This window comes from Pseudarthrobacter sp. (assembly GCF_036675385.1).
Lineage (GTDB): Bacteria > Actinomycetota > Actinomycetes > Actinomycetales > Micrococcaceae > Arthrobacter.
The window spans coordinates 1-17,421 of record NZ_JAKFFD010000046.1 but is presented as its reverse complement, the minus strand read 5'-3'; the positions used below and the strand labels follow the sequence as shown (position 1 = coordinate 17,421).

14 protein-coding genes are annotated in these 17,421 nt (G+C 66.4%); 4 read left to right on the top strand and 10 right to left on the bottom strand.

The window, feature by feature from the left end:
* Window positions 1-25: 25 nt before the first annotated feature.
* Window positions 26-1,852 (bottom strand): glycerol-3-phosphate dehydrogenase/oxidase, encoded by a 1,827-nt coding sequence (locus V6M49_RS04325; protein WP_141140711.1) that lies wholly within the window; start codon window positions 1,850-1,852, stop codon window positions 26-28.
* A 123-nt stretch (window positions 1,853-1,975) separates the two neighbouring features.
* Here V6M49_RS04325 and V6M49_RS04320 point away from each other — a divergent pair, with 123 nt between their 5' ends.
* From V6M49_RS04320 to V6M49_RS04305, 4 genes are read left to right on the top strand one after another with little or no spacing between them, the layout of a single operon-like run.
* The gene (locus V6M49_RS04320; RefSeq protein ID WP_058932384.1) at window positions 1,976-2,950 is read left to right on the top strand and encodes a sugar-binding transcriptional regulator; all 975 of its coding nucleotides are present in this window, start codon (window positions 1,976-1,978) and stop codon (window positions 2,948-2,950) included.
* Window positions 2,951-2,960: 10 nt separating this feature from the next.
* The gene (locus V6M49_RS04315; RefSeq protein ID WP_104060716.1) at window positions 2,961-3,830 is read left to right on the top strand and encodes an aldo/keto reductase; all 870 of its coding nucleotides are present in this window, start codon (window positions 2,961-2,963) and stop codon (window positions 3,828-3,830) included.
* An 11-nt stretch (window positions 3,831-3,841) separates the two neighbouring features.
* Window positions 3,842-4,771 (top strand): alpha/beta fold hydrolase, encoded by a 930-nt coding sequence (locus V6M49_RS04310; protein WP_332760197.1) that lies wholly within the window; start codon window positions 3,842-3,844, stop codon window positions 4,769-4,771.
* A complete protein-coding gene (locus V6M49_RS04305; protein ID WP_332760196.1) occupies window positions 4,768-5,844 on the top strand; it encodes a glycosyltransferase family 4 protein in 1,077 nt (358 codons plus the stop codon). The genes V6M49_RS04310 and V6M49_RS04305 overlap by 4 nt, the downstream gene beginning before the upstream one ends.
* Before the next feature lie 22 nt (window positions 5,845-5,866).
* Here V6M49_RS04305 and V6M49_RS04300 read toward each other — a convergent pair whose 3' ends face one another.
* The 9 genes from V6M49_RS04300 to carA all read right to left on the bottom strand — a co-directional run bounded on the left by V6M49_RS04300 (window position 5,867) and on the right by carA (window position 17,355).
* Entirely contained in the window at window positions 5,867-8,020 is a 2,154-nt protein-coding gene (locus tag V6M49_RS04300; protein ID WP_332760194.1) for a primosomal protein N', read from the bottom strand.
* A gap of 11 nt (window positions 8,021-8,031) precedes the next feature.
* Window positions 8,032-9,267, bottom strand: coding sequence for a methionine adenosyltransferase (metK, locus tag V6M49_RS04295; protein ID WP_141140716.1), 1,236 nt, complete (start codon window positions 9,265-9,267; stop codon window positions 8,032-8,034).
* A gap of 78 nt (window positions 9,268-9,345) precedes the next feature.
* Complete coding sequence (gene coaBC / locus V6M49_RS04290) at window positions 9,346-10,596, bottom strand: bifunctional phosphopantothenoylcysteine decarboxylase/phosphopantothenate--cysteine ligase CoaBC (protein WP_332760193.1); 1,251 nt, start codon at window positions 10,594-10,596, stop codon at window positions 9,346-9,348.
* A gap of 29 nt (window positions 10,597-10,625) precedes the next feature.
* Complete coding sequence (gene rpoZ / locus V6M49_RS04285; RefSeq protein ID WP_056340218.1) at window positions 10,626-10,886, bottom strand: DNA-directed RNA polymerase subunit omega; 261 nt, start codon at window positions 10,884-10,886, stop codon at window positions 10,626-10,628.
* A 39-nt stretch (window positions 10,887-10,925) separates the two neighbouring features.
* Complete coding sequence (gmk, locus tag V6M49_RS04280) at window positions 10,926-11,498, bottom strand: guanylate kinase (protein ID WP_141140718.1); 573 nt, start codon at window positions 11,496-11,498, stop codon at window positions 10,926-10,928.
* A 48-nt stretch (window positions 11,499-11,546) separates the two neighbouring features.
* Window positions 11,547-11,864: an integration host factor, actinobacterial type gene (gene mihF, locus V6M49_RS04275; RefSeq protein WP_168223552.1), complete on the bottom strand. Its 318-nt coding sequence runs from the start codon at window positions 11,862-11,864 to the stop codon at window positions 11,547-11,549.
* 109 nt (window positions 11,865-11,973) lie between these two features.
* Window positions 11,974-12,846 carry an orotidine-5'-phosphate decarboxylase gene (gene pyrF, locus V6M49_RS04270; RefSeq protein ID WP_332760189.1) on the bottom strand — a complete coding sequence of 291 codons (873 nt, stop codon included), beginning with the start codon at window positions 12,844-12,846 and terminating at the stop codon, window positions 11,974-11,976.
* A complete protein-coding gene (gene carB / locus V6M49_RS04265; protein ID WP_332760188.1) occupies window positions 12,839-16,183 on the bottom strand; it encodes a carbamoyl-phosphate synthase large subunit in 3,345 nt (1,114 codons plus the stop codon). The genes pyrF and carB overlap by 8 nt, the downstream gene beginning before the upstream one ends.
* A complete protein-coding gene (gene carA, locus V6M49_RS04260; protein WP_332760210.1) occupies window positions 16,183-17,355 on the bottom strand; it encodes a glutamine-hydrolyzing carbamoyl-phosphate synthase small subunit in 1,173 nt (390 codons plus the stop codon). Before carA ends, carB begins: the two co-directional genes overlap by 1 nt.
* Window positions 17,356-17,421 lie beyond the last annotated feature (66 nt).

Sequence of the window (17,421 nt, the reverse complement as noted above, 5' to 3'; positions counted from 1 at the left end):
ACGCCCCGGATGCAGCCTGGCCTGCCTAGGCCACCAGGCTGTGGATCTGCACGCCGTGGAAGCGCTCCAGCACCTCCCGTGCACGTTGGATCTCGCCAGCCTTGGCTGCCGCGTCCCAGCCGAGCGGCGCGGAAAGGACATCGGCCACTTCGACGAGGAGTTCACCGGTCACCAGGCCCCGGAAGGCAAGCGAGGTTCGCCGGACCAGGACATCGATGAGGTGCCCGATCTGCTCATTCCGGGCCATAAACTCCAGCTCACGAACGCTGAGTTCACGCGTGGAACGGAGCATCCTGTCCGGGCCGGCATCAAGGTACCGGATCACGTCGTCAGCCCTCGTGCCGTAGCGGGTCAGCAGGACGGCGGTGCGGTCCGCATCCCGGCCGGCACCCATGTGCGCCTTGATCCATTTCTGGATTCCGGCGTCATCCTCGGGGAAGCCGGCGCCGCCTCCGATGGCGAGTTTCGCCGTCGAGACCTTCCGTTCCATCCCCAGCTCGGCAAGGACATCATTTGCCATGTGCTCGGCCAGGGCCCGGAAAGTGGTCCACTTGCCGCCCACCAGGCTGAGTACGACGGCGGTTCCTGCGCCGGGTGCCCCGGCAGCCGGCGTACGCCGTTCAATCCGGTAGTCACGCGAGACAAACCCCGGCTGCGTGGCGTCGTGGCGTGGCAGCGGGCGGACACCCGAGAACGTGTAGACGATCTGGTCACGATGCACGGTGATGTCCGGGAAGACGTGTCCGATCAGGTCAAAGAAGTACTCGATCTCCTCCTCCGTGCACACAGCGTCCTTCGACATGTCGGCAAGGACATCAGTGGTTCCCACCAGAACCCGGTCGCCCATGGGATAGATCAAAACGATCCGGCCGTCCGTGTGCTCAAAGAAGATCTCCCGGCCTTTGCAGGCCTCGAGCAGGACCGGGTGGTCCAGAACTACGTGCGATCCCTTAGTGCCGCCCATAAAGGCCGACGCCGCCCCCATGGCTTCGTTGGTCAGGTCCACCCAGGCGCCGGTGGTGTTGACAATGACGTCCGCGGTGAAATCAAACAGCTCGCCAGTCAGTTCGTCGCGGAGCTGGACCGTGGTGCCTGACCCTGTTGTGCCGGACTGGGTGGCAGCCCCGCCGAGCGAATGGAGTGCAAGGTAGTTGCTCGCCCGTGCTGTTGAGCTTTCCGGTCCGCCGCTGACTTGCCCGGCTTTCTCGCCGTCCTGGAGCACATCGAGCGTAAGGCGCTCGGGGTTGTGGACCGACGCGTCGAAGTAGGTGGCTGCGTATTTGATGCCGGGGTGCAGCTGCGGTAGCTCGGCGAGGGCACGCTTGCGTCCGCGGAACTGGTGGCGCGGCACGGAACCGCCGTCCCGGGAGAACGAGTCGTACATGCTCAGCCCCAGTTTGATCAGGAACGCGCCGCGCTCCTTGGGCTTGCCCTGCTGTTTGTGCGTGAGGAACCGCAACGGTGCGGACAGGACGCCGGAAAAGGTGCTGAAGATCGGGATGGTGGTCTGGAGGGGCTTCACGTAGTGCGGTGCGATCCGCAGGAGGCGGTTGCGTTCCACCACGGATTCGCGGACGAGGCGGAATTCCCCGTTTTCCAGGTAACGGATGCCGCCATGAATCATGTGGGAGGACGCTCCGCTGGCACCCTGGCAGTAGTCGCCACGCTCCACCAGGGCCACGTCCACTCCCTGCAGGGCGAGGTCGCGGAAGGTTCCCACGCCGTTGATGCCACCGCCGATGATCAATACCTTGGCGTGCGGACGGTTCCGCAGACCCTGCACCGATGCGCGCGGCTCGGTGCTGTGGGCGGGCGTGGCTCCGCTGTGGCCGAATGAATCTTTGAGTCCCAACACTGCTCCTTGGGTTATTGGCGTGCCGGCATCCGCCGGACGCACCGTCGTTCTTCAACTATTGTTTGGACTAATGGAAAATGTAGTCAAGCACTATGCACAAACGTGCAGAATGGAATCAGAATGACACCTTCCCGGCACTCAGATGCGCTGCGGGCTGCACAGATGTATTACCTCCAGGACCTGACGATGGACGCGATCGCCCGCGAATTGCGGACATCCCGGTCCACTGTTTCGAGGCTTCTGTCGGCGGCCAGGGACACCGGACTGGTCCAGATCCAGATCCGCAACCCGCTTGATACGGGCCCCGAACTCGAAAGCATGATCCGGCGCGAGTACAACGTGGACGTGCACGTAGTTCCGGTGCTGGAGTCGTTGAACGAAGCCGAAACCCTGGACCGCGTGGCCATTCAGGCAGCCCGCACCATCGGCCCTTTGGTGGACTCCAATGCGATTATCGGCGTCGCGTGGGGTTCAACGATCAGTGCGGTCAGCAGGCACCTCACGCGCAAGATCACACACGATACCGTTGTGGTCCAGTTGAACGGCGCTGGCAACATGCACACCACCGGTATCACCTACGCGAGTGACATCATGCGCCGCTTCGGAAGTGCCTACGGCGCACGCGTGGAGCAATTCCCTGTTCCCGCGTTTTTTGACCATGCGGCCACCAAAACCGCCATGTGGAATGAGCGCAGTGTGCAGCGCATCCTGGACCTGCAGGCCCGGATGAGCATCGCGATCTTCGGCGTTGGATCCGTGCACGCCGACTACCCGAGCCACGTCTATGCGGGTGGATACCTGGACGAGAGCGATCTCAAGATGCTGGCCCATTCAGATGTGGTGGGTGACGTTGCCACGGTCTTTTTCCGGCGTGACGGATCCTCTGACGGCATCGTCCTGAACGAACGCTCCACGGGTCCGGCGCTCGCCCAGCTGCGCCAGGTCCGGCGGCGGATCTGCGTGATTTCCGGGGCATCCAAGATCAACGGCCTGCGGGGCGCCCTCTCCGCTGGCCTTGCCACCGACCTGATCGTGGATGAAGCCACCGCGCGCCGCCTGGTGGGCTTTGGCGGTGTCGCCTGGCCCAATGGGTAAAGTCAATGCTATGAAAACCTCACCCCGGCTCAGCCTCAACAACGGTGTGCTGATCGACCAGTTGGGATTCGGGCTGTACAAGGTTCCGGCAGCGGAAGCATCCGGCCTGGTGGCCACGGCCCTCGGCACCGGATACCGCCACTTTGACACGGCAGCGATGTACGGCAACGAAACCGGCGTGGCGCGGGGGCTCGGCCCCGCCATGGACTCCGAAGGCAGAAGCGGCGGCTCCGGAGAGTCCTCGCCCGGCCTGCGGCGCGAGGACGTATTTATCACCACGAAGGTCTGGAACGATGACCAGGGGTACGACTCAACCCTCCGTGCCTTCGACACCTCCATGGTCAACCTCGGCCTGGACTACGTGGACATGTACCTGATCCACTGGCCCTGCGCCAAGCGGGATCTGTTCACCGACACATACCGCGCCCTCGAAACGTTGTACCGCGAAGGCAAAGTCCGCGCCATCGGTGTCTGCAACTTCCAGCCCGCGCACCTGGACCGGCTGCTTGAGAGCGCCGAAGTGGTGCCCGCCGTGAACCAGATTGAACTGCACCCGTGGCTGCAGCAGGCGGAGTTGAGGGACAAGCACCACGCCCTGGGCATCCGGACGGAAGCCTGGAGTCCCCTGGCGCGCGGACACGTTCTGTTGGATCCCGTGGTCCTGGCCCTGGCCGCCGAGCACGGCAGGACAGCAGCCCAGATCATTCTTCGGTGGCACATCCAGCTGGGGAACATCGCCATTCCGAAGGCAAGCTCCGAATCCCGGATCCGGGAAAACCTGGACGTCTTCGGCTTTGAACTTTCAGACCGCGACATGGCAGCCCTTGCCGAGCTTGACCGCGGTCAGCGCACCGGGTCCCACCCCGACAACGTCAACTAGGACCGAGGGTCATGAAAACCGCCGATCAACAGCCATCCCCTGCGCCCTCCTTCTTCAGCGCCGGGCTGGCCGCCCGCACCCGGGCCGCCGACATCGTGATTAACGGCAGCACCGTGGCGTACTGGACTTACGAACCGATCCAGGCCACACCGGACACCCGCACCATCCTGGTCATCCATGGTTTCCGCGGCGATCACCACGGCCTGCTCCGGGTTGCAGACCAGTTGCCGGAAATGCGCATCATCATGCCGGACCTGCCGGGGTTCGGCAGCTCCGCCGCGTTCGTGTCCGGGAAACATTCGGTGGAGCAGTACGGCACCTTTGTCACCGACTTTACGGCGGCGCTCGGCCTCGGCCCGGACACCGTGCTGTTGGGGCACTCCTTCGGCTCGATCGTCGCCGCCCATTTTGTCGCCACCCACCCGGGTACCGTCACACCGCTGATCCTGATCAACCCCATCGCCGCGCCCGCCCTGGAAGGCCCCAAGGGCATCATGACCCAGCTGGCCGTCCTCTACTACCGGCTGGCGGCCCGGCTCCCCCGCCCGCTGGGACTGGCACTGCTGCGCAGTCCGCTGATTGTCAGGGTCATGAGCGAGGCCATGGCCAAGACGGCCGACACAGACCTGCGCCGCTTCATCCACGGCCAGCACCATGCCTACTTCAGCGCTTTCGCGAACCGGGAAAGCCTCCTCGAATCGTTCACGGCCTCGGTCAGCGGCCATGTGGCCGAGGTGGCCGGGAAGCTGAGCCTGCCGGTGCTCCTGGTCGCTGGCGAAAAAGACGAGATTGCCACTCTGCCGGACCAGCACCGTCTCGCCTCGCTCCTCCCCGACGGCGTCCTCAAAGTCATTCCCGGCGTCGGCCACCTGATCCACTACGAAACGCCCGGCCCCGCCGCCGGCTTCATCCGCAGCTTCCTTAAGGACCACCCCGCGTGAAGATAGTCATCGATGCACGATTCACCCGGACCGATCATCACGACGGCATCAGCCGTTACGGAGCCAGCCTCATCGCCGCCACGGCAAAGGTGGCCGACGTTTCCATGCTTATCAGCGACACGCGCCAACTGGCGCTGCTCCCGGATGTTCCGTACACGCTGATCAACAGTCCGCTGTCCCCGCTGGAGCTGTTCGTGGCCCGCAGGATCAACCCGCTCGGCGCCGATGTTGTGGTGTGCCCCATGCAGACCATGGGCAGCTGGGGTCGCAAGTACGGCCTGGTCCTGACCCTGCACGACCTCATCTACTACGAGCACCCCGCTCCCCCGGGATTCCTGCCGGCGCCCGTCCGCGTGCTCTGGCGGCTCTACCACAAGGCATTCTGGCCGCAGCGCGTCCTTCTCAACCGGGCGGACACCGTTGCCACCATCAGCCGGACCACGGAAGCGCTGATGGCCAAGTACCGGCTCACCAAAAGGCCCGTGCGGATCATCAGCAACGCCCCGCAGCCCACCCAGGAATCGCGTGATCCCGCCGCCGGGGCGGACCATTCGCTGGTGTACATGGGCTCGTTTATGCCCTACAAAAACGTTGAAACAATGGTGGCCGGCATGTCCGAGCTGCCAGATTTCACCCTGCACCTGCTAAGCAGGATCACCGCCGAGCGCCGGGCCGAGCTGGAGATCATGGTGCCGCCCGGTGCCACAGTGGTCTTCCACAACGGGGTCACCGATGACGAATATGCCGTCCTGCTCAAGCGCGCCACCGCACTGGTGAGCCTCTCCCGCGCCGAAGGCTACGGTCTTCCGCTGGTGGAGGCCATGGCCCTCGGCACGCCGGTCATCGCCAGCGACATCCCGATTTTCCGCGAGGTGGGCGGCGACGCGGCAACCTACGTTGATCCCGCATTTCCGGCAGAGTTCGCCGCGGCCGTGCAAAAACTGCGGGACGACGCCCACTGGCAACAGGTGTCCCGGCGTTCCGTGGCACGTGCGCAGGGGTTCAGCTGGGACGAATCCGCGCAGCAGCTGGTGGACGTGGCCCACGACATCATGGCGCGGCGCAGCCGCTGACTGATGCCGGCAGAGGAAGCCGCTAGAGGACGTCCACGCCGTCCAGCCTGACCTGGACCGGTTCCGTGGTCCTCTTGGCGGCGGCCGCAGCCTTCGTTGCACGTAACACCCGGGTGACAGTGGCTGCCTGCCCGTATGCGAAGAACAGCAGGGTCCGGGCGTCCTCCCCGGCCCCCTGGGCACCTCCGGCTCCCCCGGCGGCCGCTGGACCGGTGAGGACCAGCGGAGCCGGTCCTGCGGTCCGCAGCGTCACGCCGGCGGCGGCCAGCTCCTTCTCCACGGTCCCGGAAAAATGTACGACGGCGGCCCGGGGGCCGGTGACCGAGGCAATCCTGACCGCCGGCGGCAGCTGGAGTTCCATCCGGAGTTCCAGCTCGCGCCGGGCGTACCCGGCCGGATCCCACCGCAGCAGCGCTCCAACAGCAACACTTTCCGTCGCGGTGATGACCACCAGTCCGCCGTCGGACGCCGGGCGCACCAAAGCCGCGGCGTTGAACCAACGGCGCACAGTGTCTTCCCCGGCGCGGAGGTTCTCCCGGCGGAGCAGGGAGTCGCCGTCGAGGAGCAGCGCCGCTGCGTAACCGCCTTCCGCCACGGGCTCGGCCCCGACGGTGGCCACCACCAAGGCCTTGGCGCTGCCAACGCCGGCCTTGATGTTGCCGCCCGAGGACGTAATGACGGTTTTTCCGGGAAATGCCCTGCCCAGCTCTTCGGCTGTGCGCAGGACGCCTGTGGCGCCCTTACGGAGCTTGTGCCCCGCGCAATGGGCACACTGCCACTCCGGTGCCGGCGTGGAGCACCAGCGGCACTGCGGGACCGCGGAGCTGCCGCTGGCTCCGGCCAGGGCAAGGGGACCCTGGCAGGCCTGGCAGCGGGCGGGTTCGCGGCACGTCTCACAGACGAGCGACGGCGCGTAGCCGGCGCGGGCCACCTGCACCAGGACGGGCCCACGTTCCAGCCCGTCCTTGGCAGCCCGCCACGCGGCACCGGGAAGCCGCGCAACCAGCGCTAGGGGGTCGCGTTCCTGTTCGAAGCTGTCCGCAGTGTTCAGTACCCGGGGCACGGTGCGTCGTGCGAACGCCCGATCGGCCTCAACGGGCATGGCCCAGCCGGCCTCCACCAGCCGCTGGAGTTCCGTGCTCCTGGAATGACCGGCCATGAGGCACGCTGTGCCTTCCTGGTCCGCGCGCAGCAGCAGCACGTCGCGGGCATGGGCGTACGGTGCACGCTGTTCGATGTGGAGGTCGTCGCCGTCGTCCCAGCAGGCAACCAGGCCCAGATCCCGGACCGGGGCAAACGCTGCCGAGCGCGTGCCGATGGCTACGCGCGCGGACCCGGCAAGGAGGCGCAGGAAGTTCCGGTAGCGGGGGGTGGGGCCGTCGTCGGACGTCAGCCGGGCGATATCGTCGGCGGGCAGCACCGCCAGGAGCGCCTTTTCCAGCTGGTCCAGGTCCCGGTAGTCCGGCACCACCACCACGGCGCCGCGGCCGGAGGCACGGACTGCTGCCACGGCCGTTGCCAGCAGATGCGGCCAAGCTGCCGGGCCGAATCCCTGGAGCGGGTTGAAGACCGCCCGTGGGGATCCGCCGTCCCTCAGGTGGCGGACAAATGCCGGGCCGTTGCGGTAACCGGCCCAGTCTGCTTCTATCCCGTCAGGGACGTCCTGGCCGGTCAAAGCCCCGGCGTCGGCCGGCGGTTCCGGTGACGCAGGCTCTGCTGCCGGCATCGAGAGGAAGTCCTTCTCGAGCCTCGCCATGCGCGGAGGCACCGCGACGCGAAGGACGTCACTGACCGTGCCCGCATACCGGGCCGCGACGGCGGACACCAGGTCCCGGACAGCCGGCGTCAGGACGACGACGGGAGAGACCACCTTCTGCAGGGGCACCAGGGTGTGGCCGGCGTCGGATTCTTCAGTCCGTTCAATGATGAACCCGGACAGGTCCTGGCCGTTGAAGCTGACCTTTACCCGGACGCCGGCCTGTGCGGCCCCGTCCAGTTCGGCCGGCACGCTGTAGTCGAAAGGCCGGTCCAGATGCGGCAGCGGCGTCTCCACGAGGACCCTGGCCACCGGAAGGTGCGCGGCCAGCGGGGGCCCGGACGGCCTGGCCTTCGCCGGGAAGCCCTGCAGCAGCGACAACTGGACGGCGCCGGGAGGGACAGACTCATCAGAGGCCATGGCGGACTGGCCTACGCGTTGAAGAAGGCCTTCAGGTCCTCCACCCGGTCCAGGCGCTCCCAGGTGAAGTCGGGATCGTCACGGCCGAAGTGTCCGTGCGCGGCGGTCTTCGCGTAGATGGGACGCTTGAGGTCCAGGGCGTCGATGATGGCACGCGGGCGGAGGTCGAAGATCTCCGCGATGGCGGCGCTGATCCTGGCCGGGTCCACTGTCTCGGTGCCGAAGGTCTCGACGTACGTACCCACGGGGCGGGCCTGGCCGATGGCGTAGGCAATCTGGATCTCGGCGCGCTTTGCCAGTCCGGCCGCCACGACGTTCTTGGCAACCCAGCGCATGGCGTAGGCAGCGGAACGGTCCACCTTGGAGGGGTCCTTGCCCGAGAAGGCGCCGCCGCCGTGGCGGGCCATGCCACCGTAGGTGTCCACGATGATCTTGCGTCCGGTCAGGCCGGCGTCACCGACGGGCCCGCCGATGACAAACTCACCGGCCGGGTTCAGGATGTTGGCAGCCCGGGAAATGTCCAGGTTGGCTGCAGCCAAGACGGGCTTAATAACAAAGGCGGCGAGGTCCGCGCGCAGCCGGTCCAGGCTGGTGCCTGCGGCGTGCTGGCTGGAGATGACGACGGTTTCGACGGAAACCGGGACGTCCTTGTCGTAGCCGATGGTGACCTGGGTCTTGCCGTCGGGGCGGAGGTAGGACAGTTCGCCGGACTTGCGCACCTCGGTGAGGCGTTCGGACAGGCGGTGCGCGATCCAGATCGGCACCGGCATGTAGGACGGGGTTTCGTCGCTCGCGTACCCGAACATCAGGCCCTGGTCGCCGGCGCCCTGGAGGTCGTAGTCGTCCTCCTGGCGGCCTTCGCGGGCTTCGAGGGAGTTGAAGACACCCCCGGCGATGTCGTTGGACTGCTGTCCGATGGAGACGGAGACGCCGCAGCGGGCACCGTCAAAGCCGTTGGCCGAGGAGTCGTAGCCGATGCCGAGGATGGTTTCGCGGACGATCTGCGGGATTTCTACATAGGCGTCGGTAGTGACCTCACCGGCAACGTGGACCAGGCCGGTGGTGGCCATGGTCTCCACGGCGACGCGGGACTCGGGGTCCGCGGCGAGCAGTGCATCCAGGATGGCGTCACTGATCTGGTCGCAGATCTTGTCCGGGTGGCCTTCAGTGACCGACTCGGACGTGAAGAGCCGGAGGGCGGAGGGCGTGGCCCCGTGGGTGTGGGGAATGTGCAGCGGTAAAGTCACTCAACTACCTTACTGGTTGGGAATCGGACGTCCGGCGGCGTGTGTCCCCGTGCTAAGGAAACGGTGCGTGGCTTTCGGTCAGGCGCGTGGCGAAACGTGGTTCAGCTCATAGCCGACCCGCGTGATGACGGCGGCCGAAACCTCGGTTTTGGTACCGGCGGCCAGTTGTGGTTCGGCGCCGGAGCGGGCAAGGATGACTACCGAGTTGCTGTCCTGGCCAAAAACCTTGTCCGATCCCACATGATTGACCACCAGGAGATCGCAGCCCTTGCGCTTGAGCTTTGCCTCCGCGTAGGTCAGGACGTCGCCCTGGCCGTCACCGGTCTCTGCTGCGAAGCCCACAATCAGCTGGCTCCGGCGGCTGGCCTGGTTTTCGGGAGCGTGGTCCCGGACCTCGACCAGTTCCTGGAGGATGTCCGGGTTCCGGACCAGGGAAATGACGGGGTCCGCGGTGTCATCACGTTTCTTGATCTTGGTGCCGGAGATCTCGGCGGGGCGGAAGTCCGCCACGGCCGCAGCCATGATCACGACGTCGGAATCCGCCGCGGCTGCCAGCATGGCCTCGCGCAACTCCAGCGCGGTCTCAACGGTCACGACGTCCACCCCTGCCGGCGCCGGGACCTCCATATGGGCGGCGACCAGGCGGACCGTGGCACCCGCGTTGCGGGCGGCGACGGCCAGCGCCACGCCCTGCTTACCGGAGGACCGGTTGCCCAGGAAACGGACGGGGTCCAGCGGTTCCCGCGTTCCGCCTGCACTGACTGTGACGGTCCGCCCGGCCAGCGGAAGCTGGTAATCGGACTGGCCCTGGGCGAGTGCCATGGCGGCGTCGAAGATGGCTTCGGGCTCAGGCAGGCGGCCCGGACCGGAGTCGGTGCCGGTGAGCCGGCCGCTGGCCGGTTCCAGGACGGCCACTCCCCTGCTCCGCAGCGTTTCAACGTTGGCGCGGGTGGCGGCGTGCTGCCACATCTCCGTGTGCATGGCGGGGGCAAAGAGTACCGGGCCGCTGGCCATAAGCAGCGTGTTGGTGAGGAGGTCATTGGCTTGTCCGGTGGCCGCCCGAGCCAAAAGATCGGCCGTCGCGGGCGCCACCACAATGAGGTCGGCCTCATGGCCGAGCCTGACGTGGTTGACCTGGTGCACGTCGTCGAAGACGCTGTTGCTGACCGGGTTCCCGGACAGGGCCTCCCACGTGGCGACACCCACAAAGCGGGTGGCTGCCTCGGTGGGAATCACCGTGACATTGTGGCCGGCTTCAGTAAAAAGCCGGAGGAGCGATGCGACCTTGTAGGCCGCAATCCCTCCCCCGACTCCGAGGACTATGCGCACGTGACCTCCGTCAACAGGGCAGTCTGAACTTACTCTGCGGCTTCGATCGGCGTGGAAACGAGCTTGCCTTCATTGATTTCGCGCAGGGCGATGGACAGCGACTTCTCGTTCAGCTTGGTGTCGACCAGGGGGCCGACGTACTCGAACAGGCCCTCGTGCAGCTGGGCGTAGTAAGCGTTGATCTGACGTGCACGCTTGGCACCGAAGATCACCAGGCCGTACTTGGAATCAGCTGCCTTAAGCAGTGAGTCGATCGGCGGGTTGATGATGCCTTCAAGGTTCGTGGACACGAATTCTCCAAATTCTAACGGGCTGGCTGCTACCGGCTACTAGTGCGGGTGCGGGGTCAGCCCCATGAGTGAAACAAGCTCGTCCGCTGCCCGGCGAACGTCATCATTGATGACGGTGTGGTTAAACTCCGGTTCAGCGGCAAGTTCCAGTTTAGCTGTTTCCAGCCGCTGCTGCTGCTCCTGCTCGGTTTCCGTGCCGCGGCCCACCAGTCGGCGGACCATTTCGTCCCAGCTGGGCGGCGCCAGGAACACAAACTGGGCGTCAGGAACGGCCTGCTTGACCTGGCGTGCACCCTGCAGATCGATCTCCAGCAGGACGGACCTGCCGGCCGCGATGGCCTGGTCCACGGAACTCCGCAGCGTGCCGTAGGTGTTCTGGCCGTGGACCACGGCCCATTCCAGGAACTCGCCGGCCGCAACGAGCGACTCGAACTCTTCCTTGGACTTGAAGAAGTAGTGGACGCCATCCTGCTCACCGGGCCGCGGAGCACGGGTGGTGGCCGATACGGAAAGCCAGACTTCGGGGTAGTTATCCCGGATGTAGGTGGACACGGTGCCTTTGCCAACAGCCGTCGGACCAGCGAGGACTGTCAGTCCCGGTTTCTTGCTCACGTATTCCTTTGCGGCGGAGTTTGGGTTCGGGCGCCTCTAGGAAACGCCCTATTTCTCGTCTATAAAATCTACCAGCGCCTGGCGCTGGTGAATGCCCAGCCCGCGGAGACGGCGGGAGGCCGCTATGCCCAACTGCTCCATAATGGCTGCAGCCCTGACTTTTCCGATGCCCGGCAGGGCCTCCAACAGCTCCACCACCCGCATCCGGGCCAGGGCGTCATCCGCGGCGGCGGCACCGATAAGGTCCGCTGCCGACGTCTTGCCGTTTTTGAGGCGCTCTTTGGCGGCCGCCCTGGCGGCCCGCGCGGCGGCCGCCTTGTTCAGGGCCGCCGCGCGTTCCGAAGGAGATAAGGGTCGCAGGCTCATGGAGGACACCCCCGGATTCATCGGCTGAGTCCAAGGCGACCGCCAGTGGACTTGTCCTGAAACCTACCCCTTGGTGGGCGGTGAATCAATGGATGCCAGCTTCGGGCCGCTATTCGCCGCGGAGGCCCTCCAGCGTGCGCAACGCAGCATCACGGAGACCCTGGGTCCCTGGACCGGCAGCCAGGATATCCCGGCTGGACGTCCCCAGGACCTGCGGGTACGCCGCCCCGAAGGTCCGGCGCAGGTCTGCCGGTGTGGCACCCTGGGCGCCCAGTCCCGGGGCCAGGATGGGTCCACGGACCGCCGGGAGGTCCAGGTGCAGGTCAGTCAACGCTGACCCCACAGTGGCGCCGACAACGAGTCCAACGGACCCCAGGCCGCCGGCATAACGGCTGTTCTCGGCCGCTGCCGCCTCGACGATCCGCCGGGCCACGGAGTCGGCTCCGCCCACATGCTGCACGGAAGCCCCCTCCGGGTTGGAGGTCAACGCCAGGACAAATACGCCCCGGCCGTAGTCCGCTGCCAGGTCAAGGGCCGGGCGGAGCGACTCAAACCCCAGGTACGGGCTGAGGGTCACGGAGTCGGCTGCCAGTGACGAGCCGTCCCGCAGCCAGGCGTCCGCGTAGGCAGCCATCGTGGAGCCGATATCGCCCCGCTTGGCGTCAGCAATGGTGAGGACCTGCGCCTGCGTTGCCGCGGCCAGCACTTCCTCAAGGACTGCCATCCCGGCCGAACCGTGGCGCTCGTAGAGCGCCACCTGCGGCTTCACCGCGGCAGCGAGCGAACCGACGGCCTCCAGGACCGTCAGCGAAAACCGCCTCAGCCCTGCGGCGTCGTCGGCCAGTCCCCAGTCCTTCAGGAGTGCCGGGTGCGGGTCAATGCCCACGCACAGCGGGCCGCTGGCCGCCATGGCCGCCCCGAGCCGGGAGCCAAAGGACTCCCGGCCGGCGGGGCCTGATGAGGCGGAACCGGCCTCAGGCATGCTGCGAAACCGCAGACTCGGCCGCCGCGTTCTCCGCAGCTGCCTCCTGGGACGCCACCAGGGCGGCGGCGTGCTCCTGCAGGCTGGTCACCGACCATTCGTAGGTGCGCATCGCCTCGATGGCCTGCACCGCCGCGTTGAACTCGGCCACCGTGGTGATGCAGGGGATGCCGATGGAGGTCGCTGCAGCACGCAGGGCGTAGCCGTCGCTGCGGGCCTCGCCGCCGGAGGGGGTGTTGAAGACCATGTCGATCTCGCCGGCGATGACGAGGTCTGCGATGGTGCCCTCGCCTTCGGCACTGCTGCCCTCGGCGACCTTGCGGACCGTGCTGGCCTGGATGCCGTTGCGGCGCAGGACGTCGGCGGTGCCGCCGGTGGAGACGATCTCAAAGCCGAGGTCCGAGAGGCGCTTCACGGCCATGATGACCGCCCGCTTGTCCCGGTTGGCCACGGAGACGAAGATCTTGCCTTCGGTGGGCAGGGCATTGTTGGCGGCTGCCTGGCTCTTGGCGAAGGCGGTGTCGAAGTGCTTGTCGATGCCCATGACTTCGCCGGTGGACCGCATTTCCGGGCCGAGCAGCGAGTCCACCACCTTGCCTTCCGGGGTGCGGAAGCGACTGAACGGAAGCACGGCTTCCTTGACCGATACCGGGGCGTCGAGCGGCAACGTGGAGCCGTCGCCGGTTTCCGGCAGCATCTTGTAGGCGGTCCGGAGCTGGTGGATGGTGACGCCCGTGCCGATCAGCGCGGCGGCCTTCGCCATCTGCACGCCGGTGGCCTTGGAGACGAACGGCACGGTGCGGGACGCACGCGGGTTCGCTTCGAGCACGTAGAGAACGTCGGAGGCCAGCGCGAACTGGATGTTGATCAGGCCGCGGACGCCCACGCCCTCGGCGATGGCGCGGGTTGCCGTGCGGACACGCTCGATCACGTTGTTGCCCAGGGTGATGGGAGGCAGGACACACGCGGAGTCGCCGGAGTGGATGCCGGCCTCCTCGATGTGTTCCATGATGCCGCCCAGGTACATGTCGGTACCGTCGAAGAGGGCGTCGACGTCGATTTCGACGGCGTCCTCCAGGAACCGGTCGATCAGCACCGGGTGGTCCGGGGTGATTTCCGTGGCGTTGGCGATGTACCGGGAGAGGTTCGGCTCGTCGTAGACGATTTCCATGCCGCGGCCGCCGAGCACGTAGGACGGACGGACCAGGACGGGGTATCCGATCTCGTCGGCGATCTTCTTGGCGTCGTCGAAGGACACCGCGGTGCCGTTCTTCGGGGAGATCAGCCCGGCGTTGTCGAGCACGCGGGAGAACTCGCCGCGGTGCTCGGCGAGGTCGATCGCTTCCGGGGATGTGCCCAGGATGGGGACACCGGCGTCGGCCAGCTGCTGTGCCAGCTTCAGCGGGGTCTGGCCACCGAGCTGCACAAAGACACCCATCACGCCGCCGGTGCGTTCCTCGGCAGCGATGACCTCGAGGACGTCCTCCAGGGTCAGCGGCTCGAAGTACAGGCGGGTGGAGACGTCGTAGTCCGTGGAGACGGTTTCCGGGTTGCAGTTGACCATCACGGTCTCGTAGCCGGCCTTGCGCAGCGCCATGGAGGCGTGGACGCAGGAGTAGTCGAACTCGATGCCCTGGCCGATGCGGTTGGGGCCGGAGCCGAGGATCAGGATGGACGGCTTGGAGTGCAGCGCAATCTCGTCCTCCTCGTCATAGGACGAGTAGTGGTACGGGGTGTAGGCGGCGAACTCGGCGGCGCAGGTGTCCACGGTCTTGTAGACCGGGCGGATCCCGAGGGCCTGCCGGACGCCGCGGACCACGGCCTCGGAGTTGTGCGTGAGGGAACCGATCTGCTCGTCCGAGAAGCCGTGGCGCTTGGCGCGCTTGAGCATCTCCACGGTCAGGGCTCCGGCCTTGCGGATCTCGTGGGAGATCTCGTTGAGCAGCTGGAGCTGGTCCAGGTACCAGGGGTCGATCTTGGTGGCTTCGAACAGCTGTTCCACGGTGGCGCCGCCGAGCAGGGCACGCTGGACCTGGTGCAGGCGTTCCGTGGTGGGCCGCTTGGCCTTCTCGATCAGCTCCGGGACTTCCCATTCGGGGACGGAGCTGAAGTCCAGCTGCGAGCCCTTCTGCTCCAGGGAGCGCAGGGCCTTCTGCAGGGCCTCGGTGAAGTTGCGGCCCATGGCCATGGCTTCGCCCACGGACTTCATGGTGGTGGTGAGGGTGTCGTCAGCGGCCGGGAACTTCTCGAAGGCGAAGCGCGGAACCTTGACCACCACGTAGTCCAGGGTGGGTTCGAACGACGCCGGGGTCTTCTGCGTGATGTCGTTCGGGATCTCGTCCAGCGTGTAGCCGAGGGAGAGCTTGGTGGCGATCTTGGCGATGGCGAAGCCCGTGGCCTTGGACGCCAGAGCGGAGGACCGGGAGACGCGGGGGTTCATTTCGATGACCACTACCCGGCCGGTGTCCGGCTCGATGGCGAACTGGATGTTGCAGCCGCCGGTGTCCACGCCCACCTCACGGATGACGGCGATGGAAATATCGCGCAGCCGCTGGTATTCGCGGTCCGTCAGGGTCAGCGCCGGTGCCACGGTGATGGAGTCGCCGGTGTGGACGCCCACGGGGTCGAAGTTCTCGATGGAGCAGACCACCACGACGTTGTCGTTTTTGTCGCGCATCATTTCGAGCTCGTATTCCTTCCAGCCGAGGATGCTCTCTTCGAGGAGCACCTCGCTGGTGGGGCTGTACTGCAGGCCCTGCCCGACGATGCGGCGCAGGTCGTTTTCGTTGTACGCCAGGCCGGAGCCCAGCCCGCCCATGGTGAAGGAGGGCCGGACCACCATCGGGTAGCCGAGGTCCTCGGCGGCGGCGAAGGCTTCGTCCATGGTGTGGATGATGTGGCTGCGGGCAGATTCGGCGCCGCAGCGTTCCACCACGCCCTTGAATTTTTCGCGGTCCTCGCCAAGCTCGATGGCCGCGATGTTCGCGCCGATGAGCTCCACGTTGTACTTTGCCAGCACGCCGTTCTTGTCCAGCGCGATGGCCGTGTTCAGTGCGGTCTGCCCGCCGAGGGTGGGCAGGATCGCGTCCGGGCGCTCCTTGGCGATGATCTTCTCCACCACCTCGGGGGTGATGGGCTCGATGTAGGTGGCATCGGCGAACTCGGGGTCCGTCATGATGGTGGCCGGGTTCGAGTTCACCAGTATGACCCGCAGGCCCTCCTCCTTGAGGACACGCAGTGCCTGGGTACCGGAGTAGTCGAACTCCGCGGCCTGGCCGATCACGATCGGGCCGGAACCGATGACCAGGACGCTCTTAAGGTCAGTTCTCTTGGGCATTACTTCTTGTCCTCAGTCTTGGAATCGGTGGTGTTCTCTGCGCCGGTTTTGGTGACGGCCATCAGGTCGATGAAACGGTCGAACAGGTAGGCGGCGTCGTGCGGGCCGGCTGCGGCTTCCGGGTGGTACTGCACCGAGAAGGCCGGGATGTCCAGGCACGCGAGGCCTTCAACGACGTCGTCGTTGAGGCTGATGTGGCTGACCTCAACGCGGCCGTAGCGCTCCTCGGGAGCCTGCGTGGCGCCGTCGAGCGGCGCGTCGACAGCGAAGCCGTGGTTCTGCGAGGTGATCTCCACCTTGCCGGTGCGGCGGTCCAGTACGGGCTGGTTGATGCCGCGGTGGCCGTAGCGGAGCTTGTAGGTGCCGAAGCCCAGGGCGCGTCCCAGGATCTGGTTGCCGAAGCAGATGCCGAAGTACGGCAGCTTCTCGTCCAGGACGGAGCGCAGCAGCTTGACCTGGGCGTCTGCCGTGGCGGGGTCACCGGGGCCGTTGGACATAAAGAAGCCGTCCGGGTTGACGGCCTTGACGTCCTCGAGGGTGGAGGTGGCCGGCAGGACATGGACGCGGACGCCGCGCTCGGCGAAGCGGATGGGGGTCATGGCCTTGATGCCGAGGTCGATCGCGGCAATGCTGAAGCGCGGTTCGCCGTCCCAGCCGTGGTCCTTGGGGTCCACCACATAGGCTTCGCTGACGCTGACTTCCTCGGCCAGGCGGGCGCCTTCCATCGGGGCGCTGGCCAGGACCGCGTCAAGGAGTTCCTTGTCCGTGGCCTTGGCGGCCGCACCCGAGAAGATGCCGGCGCGCATGGTCTTGTGCTCACGCAGGTGGCGGGTGATAGCGCGGGTGTCCACGCCCTGGATGCCGACGATCCCCTGCTCGATGAGTTCTTCGTCCAGGGAGCGTTCGGCACGCCAGTTGGACGGGCGGCGGGCGGCGTCGCGGACGATGTAGCCGGCCACCCAGATGCGGCGGGACTCGGCGTCCTCGCTGTTCACACCAGTGTTGCCGATGTGCGGCGCGGTCTGCACCACCAGCTGGCGGGCGTAGGAAGGATCGGTGATGGTTTCCTGGTAGCCGGTCATGCCGGTGGCGAACACGGCCTCGCCCAGGGCCGTGCCCTGCGCGCCGTAGCTAGTGCCGCGGAACATGCGGCCGTCCTCGAGGACCAGCACCGCCGGTGTGGGAACTCTGGTGGAAAGGGCTGCTGGTGCCGCAGCCTCTGCTTTTGCTGTCGCTGT

Coding starts and splice junctions, on each gene's coding strand:
- carB (WP_332760188.1), bottom strand. CDS start 16,183: ATGCCCAAGAGAACTGACCTTAAGAGCGTCCTGGTCATCGGTTCCGGC.
- V6M49_RS04320 (WP_058932384.1), top strand. CDS start 1,976: ATGACACCTTCCCGGCACTCAGATGCGCTGCGGGCTGCACAGATGTAT.
- V6M49_RS04315 (WP_104060716.1), top strand. CDS start 2,961: ATGAAAACCTCACCCCGGCTCAGCCTCAACAACGGTGTGCTGATCGAC.
- pyrF (WP_332760189.1), bottom strand. CDS start 12,846: ATGCCTGAGGCCGGTTCCGCCTCATCAGGCCCCGCCGGCCGGGAGTCC.
- V6M49_RS04310 (WP_332760197.1), top strand. CDS start 3,842: ATGAAAACCGCCGATCAACAGCCATCCCCTGCGCCCTCCTTCTTCAGC.
- mihF (WP_168223552.1), bottom strand. CDS start 11,864: ATGAGCCTGCGACCCTTATCTCCTTCGGAACGCGCGGCGGCCCTGAAC.
- V6M49_RS04300 (WP_332760194.1), bottom strand. CDS start 8,020: ATGGCCTCTGATGAGTCTGTCCCTCCCGGCGCCGTCCAGTTGTCGCTG.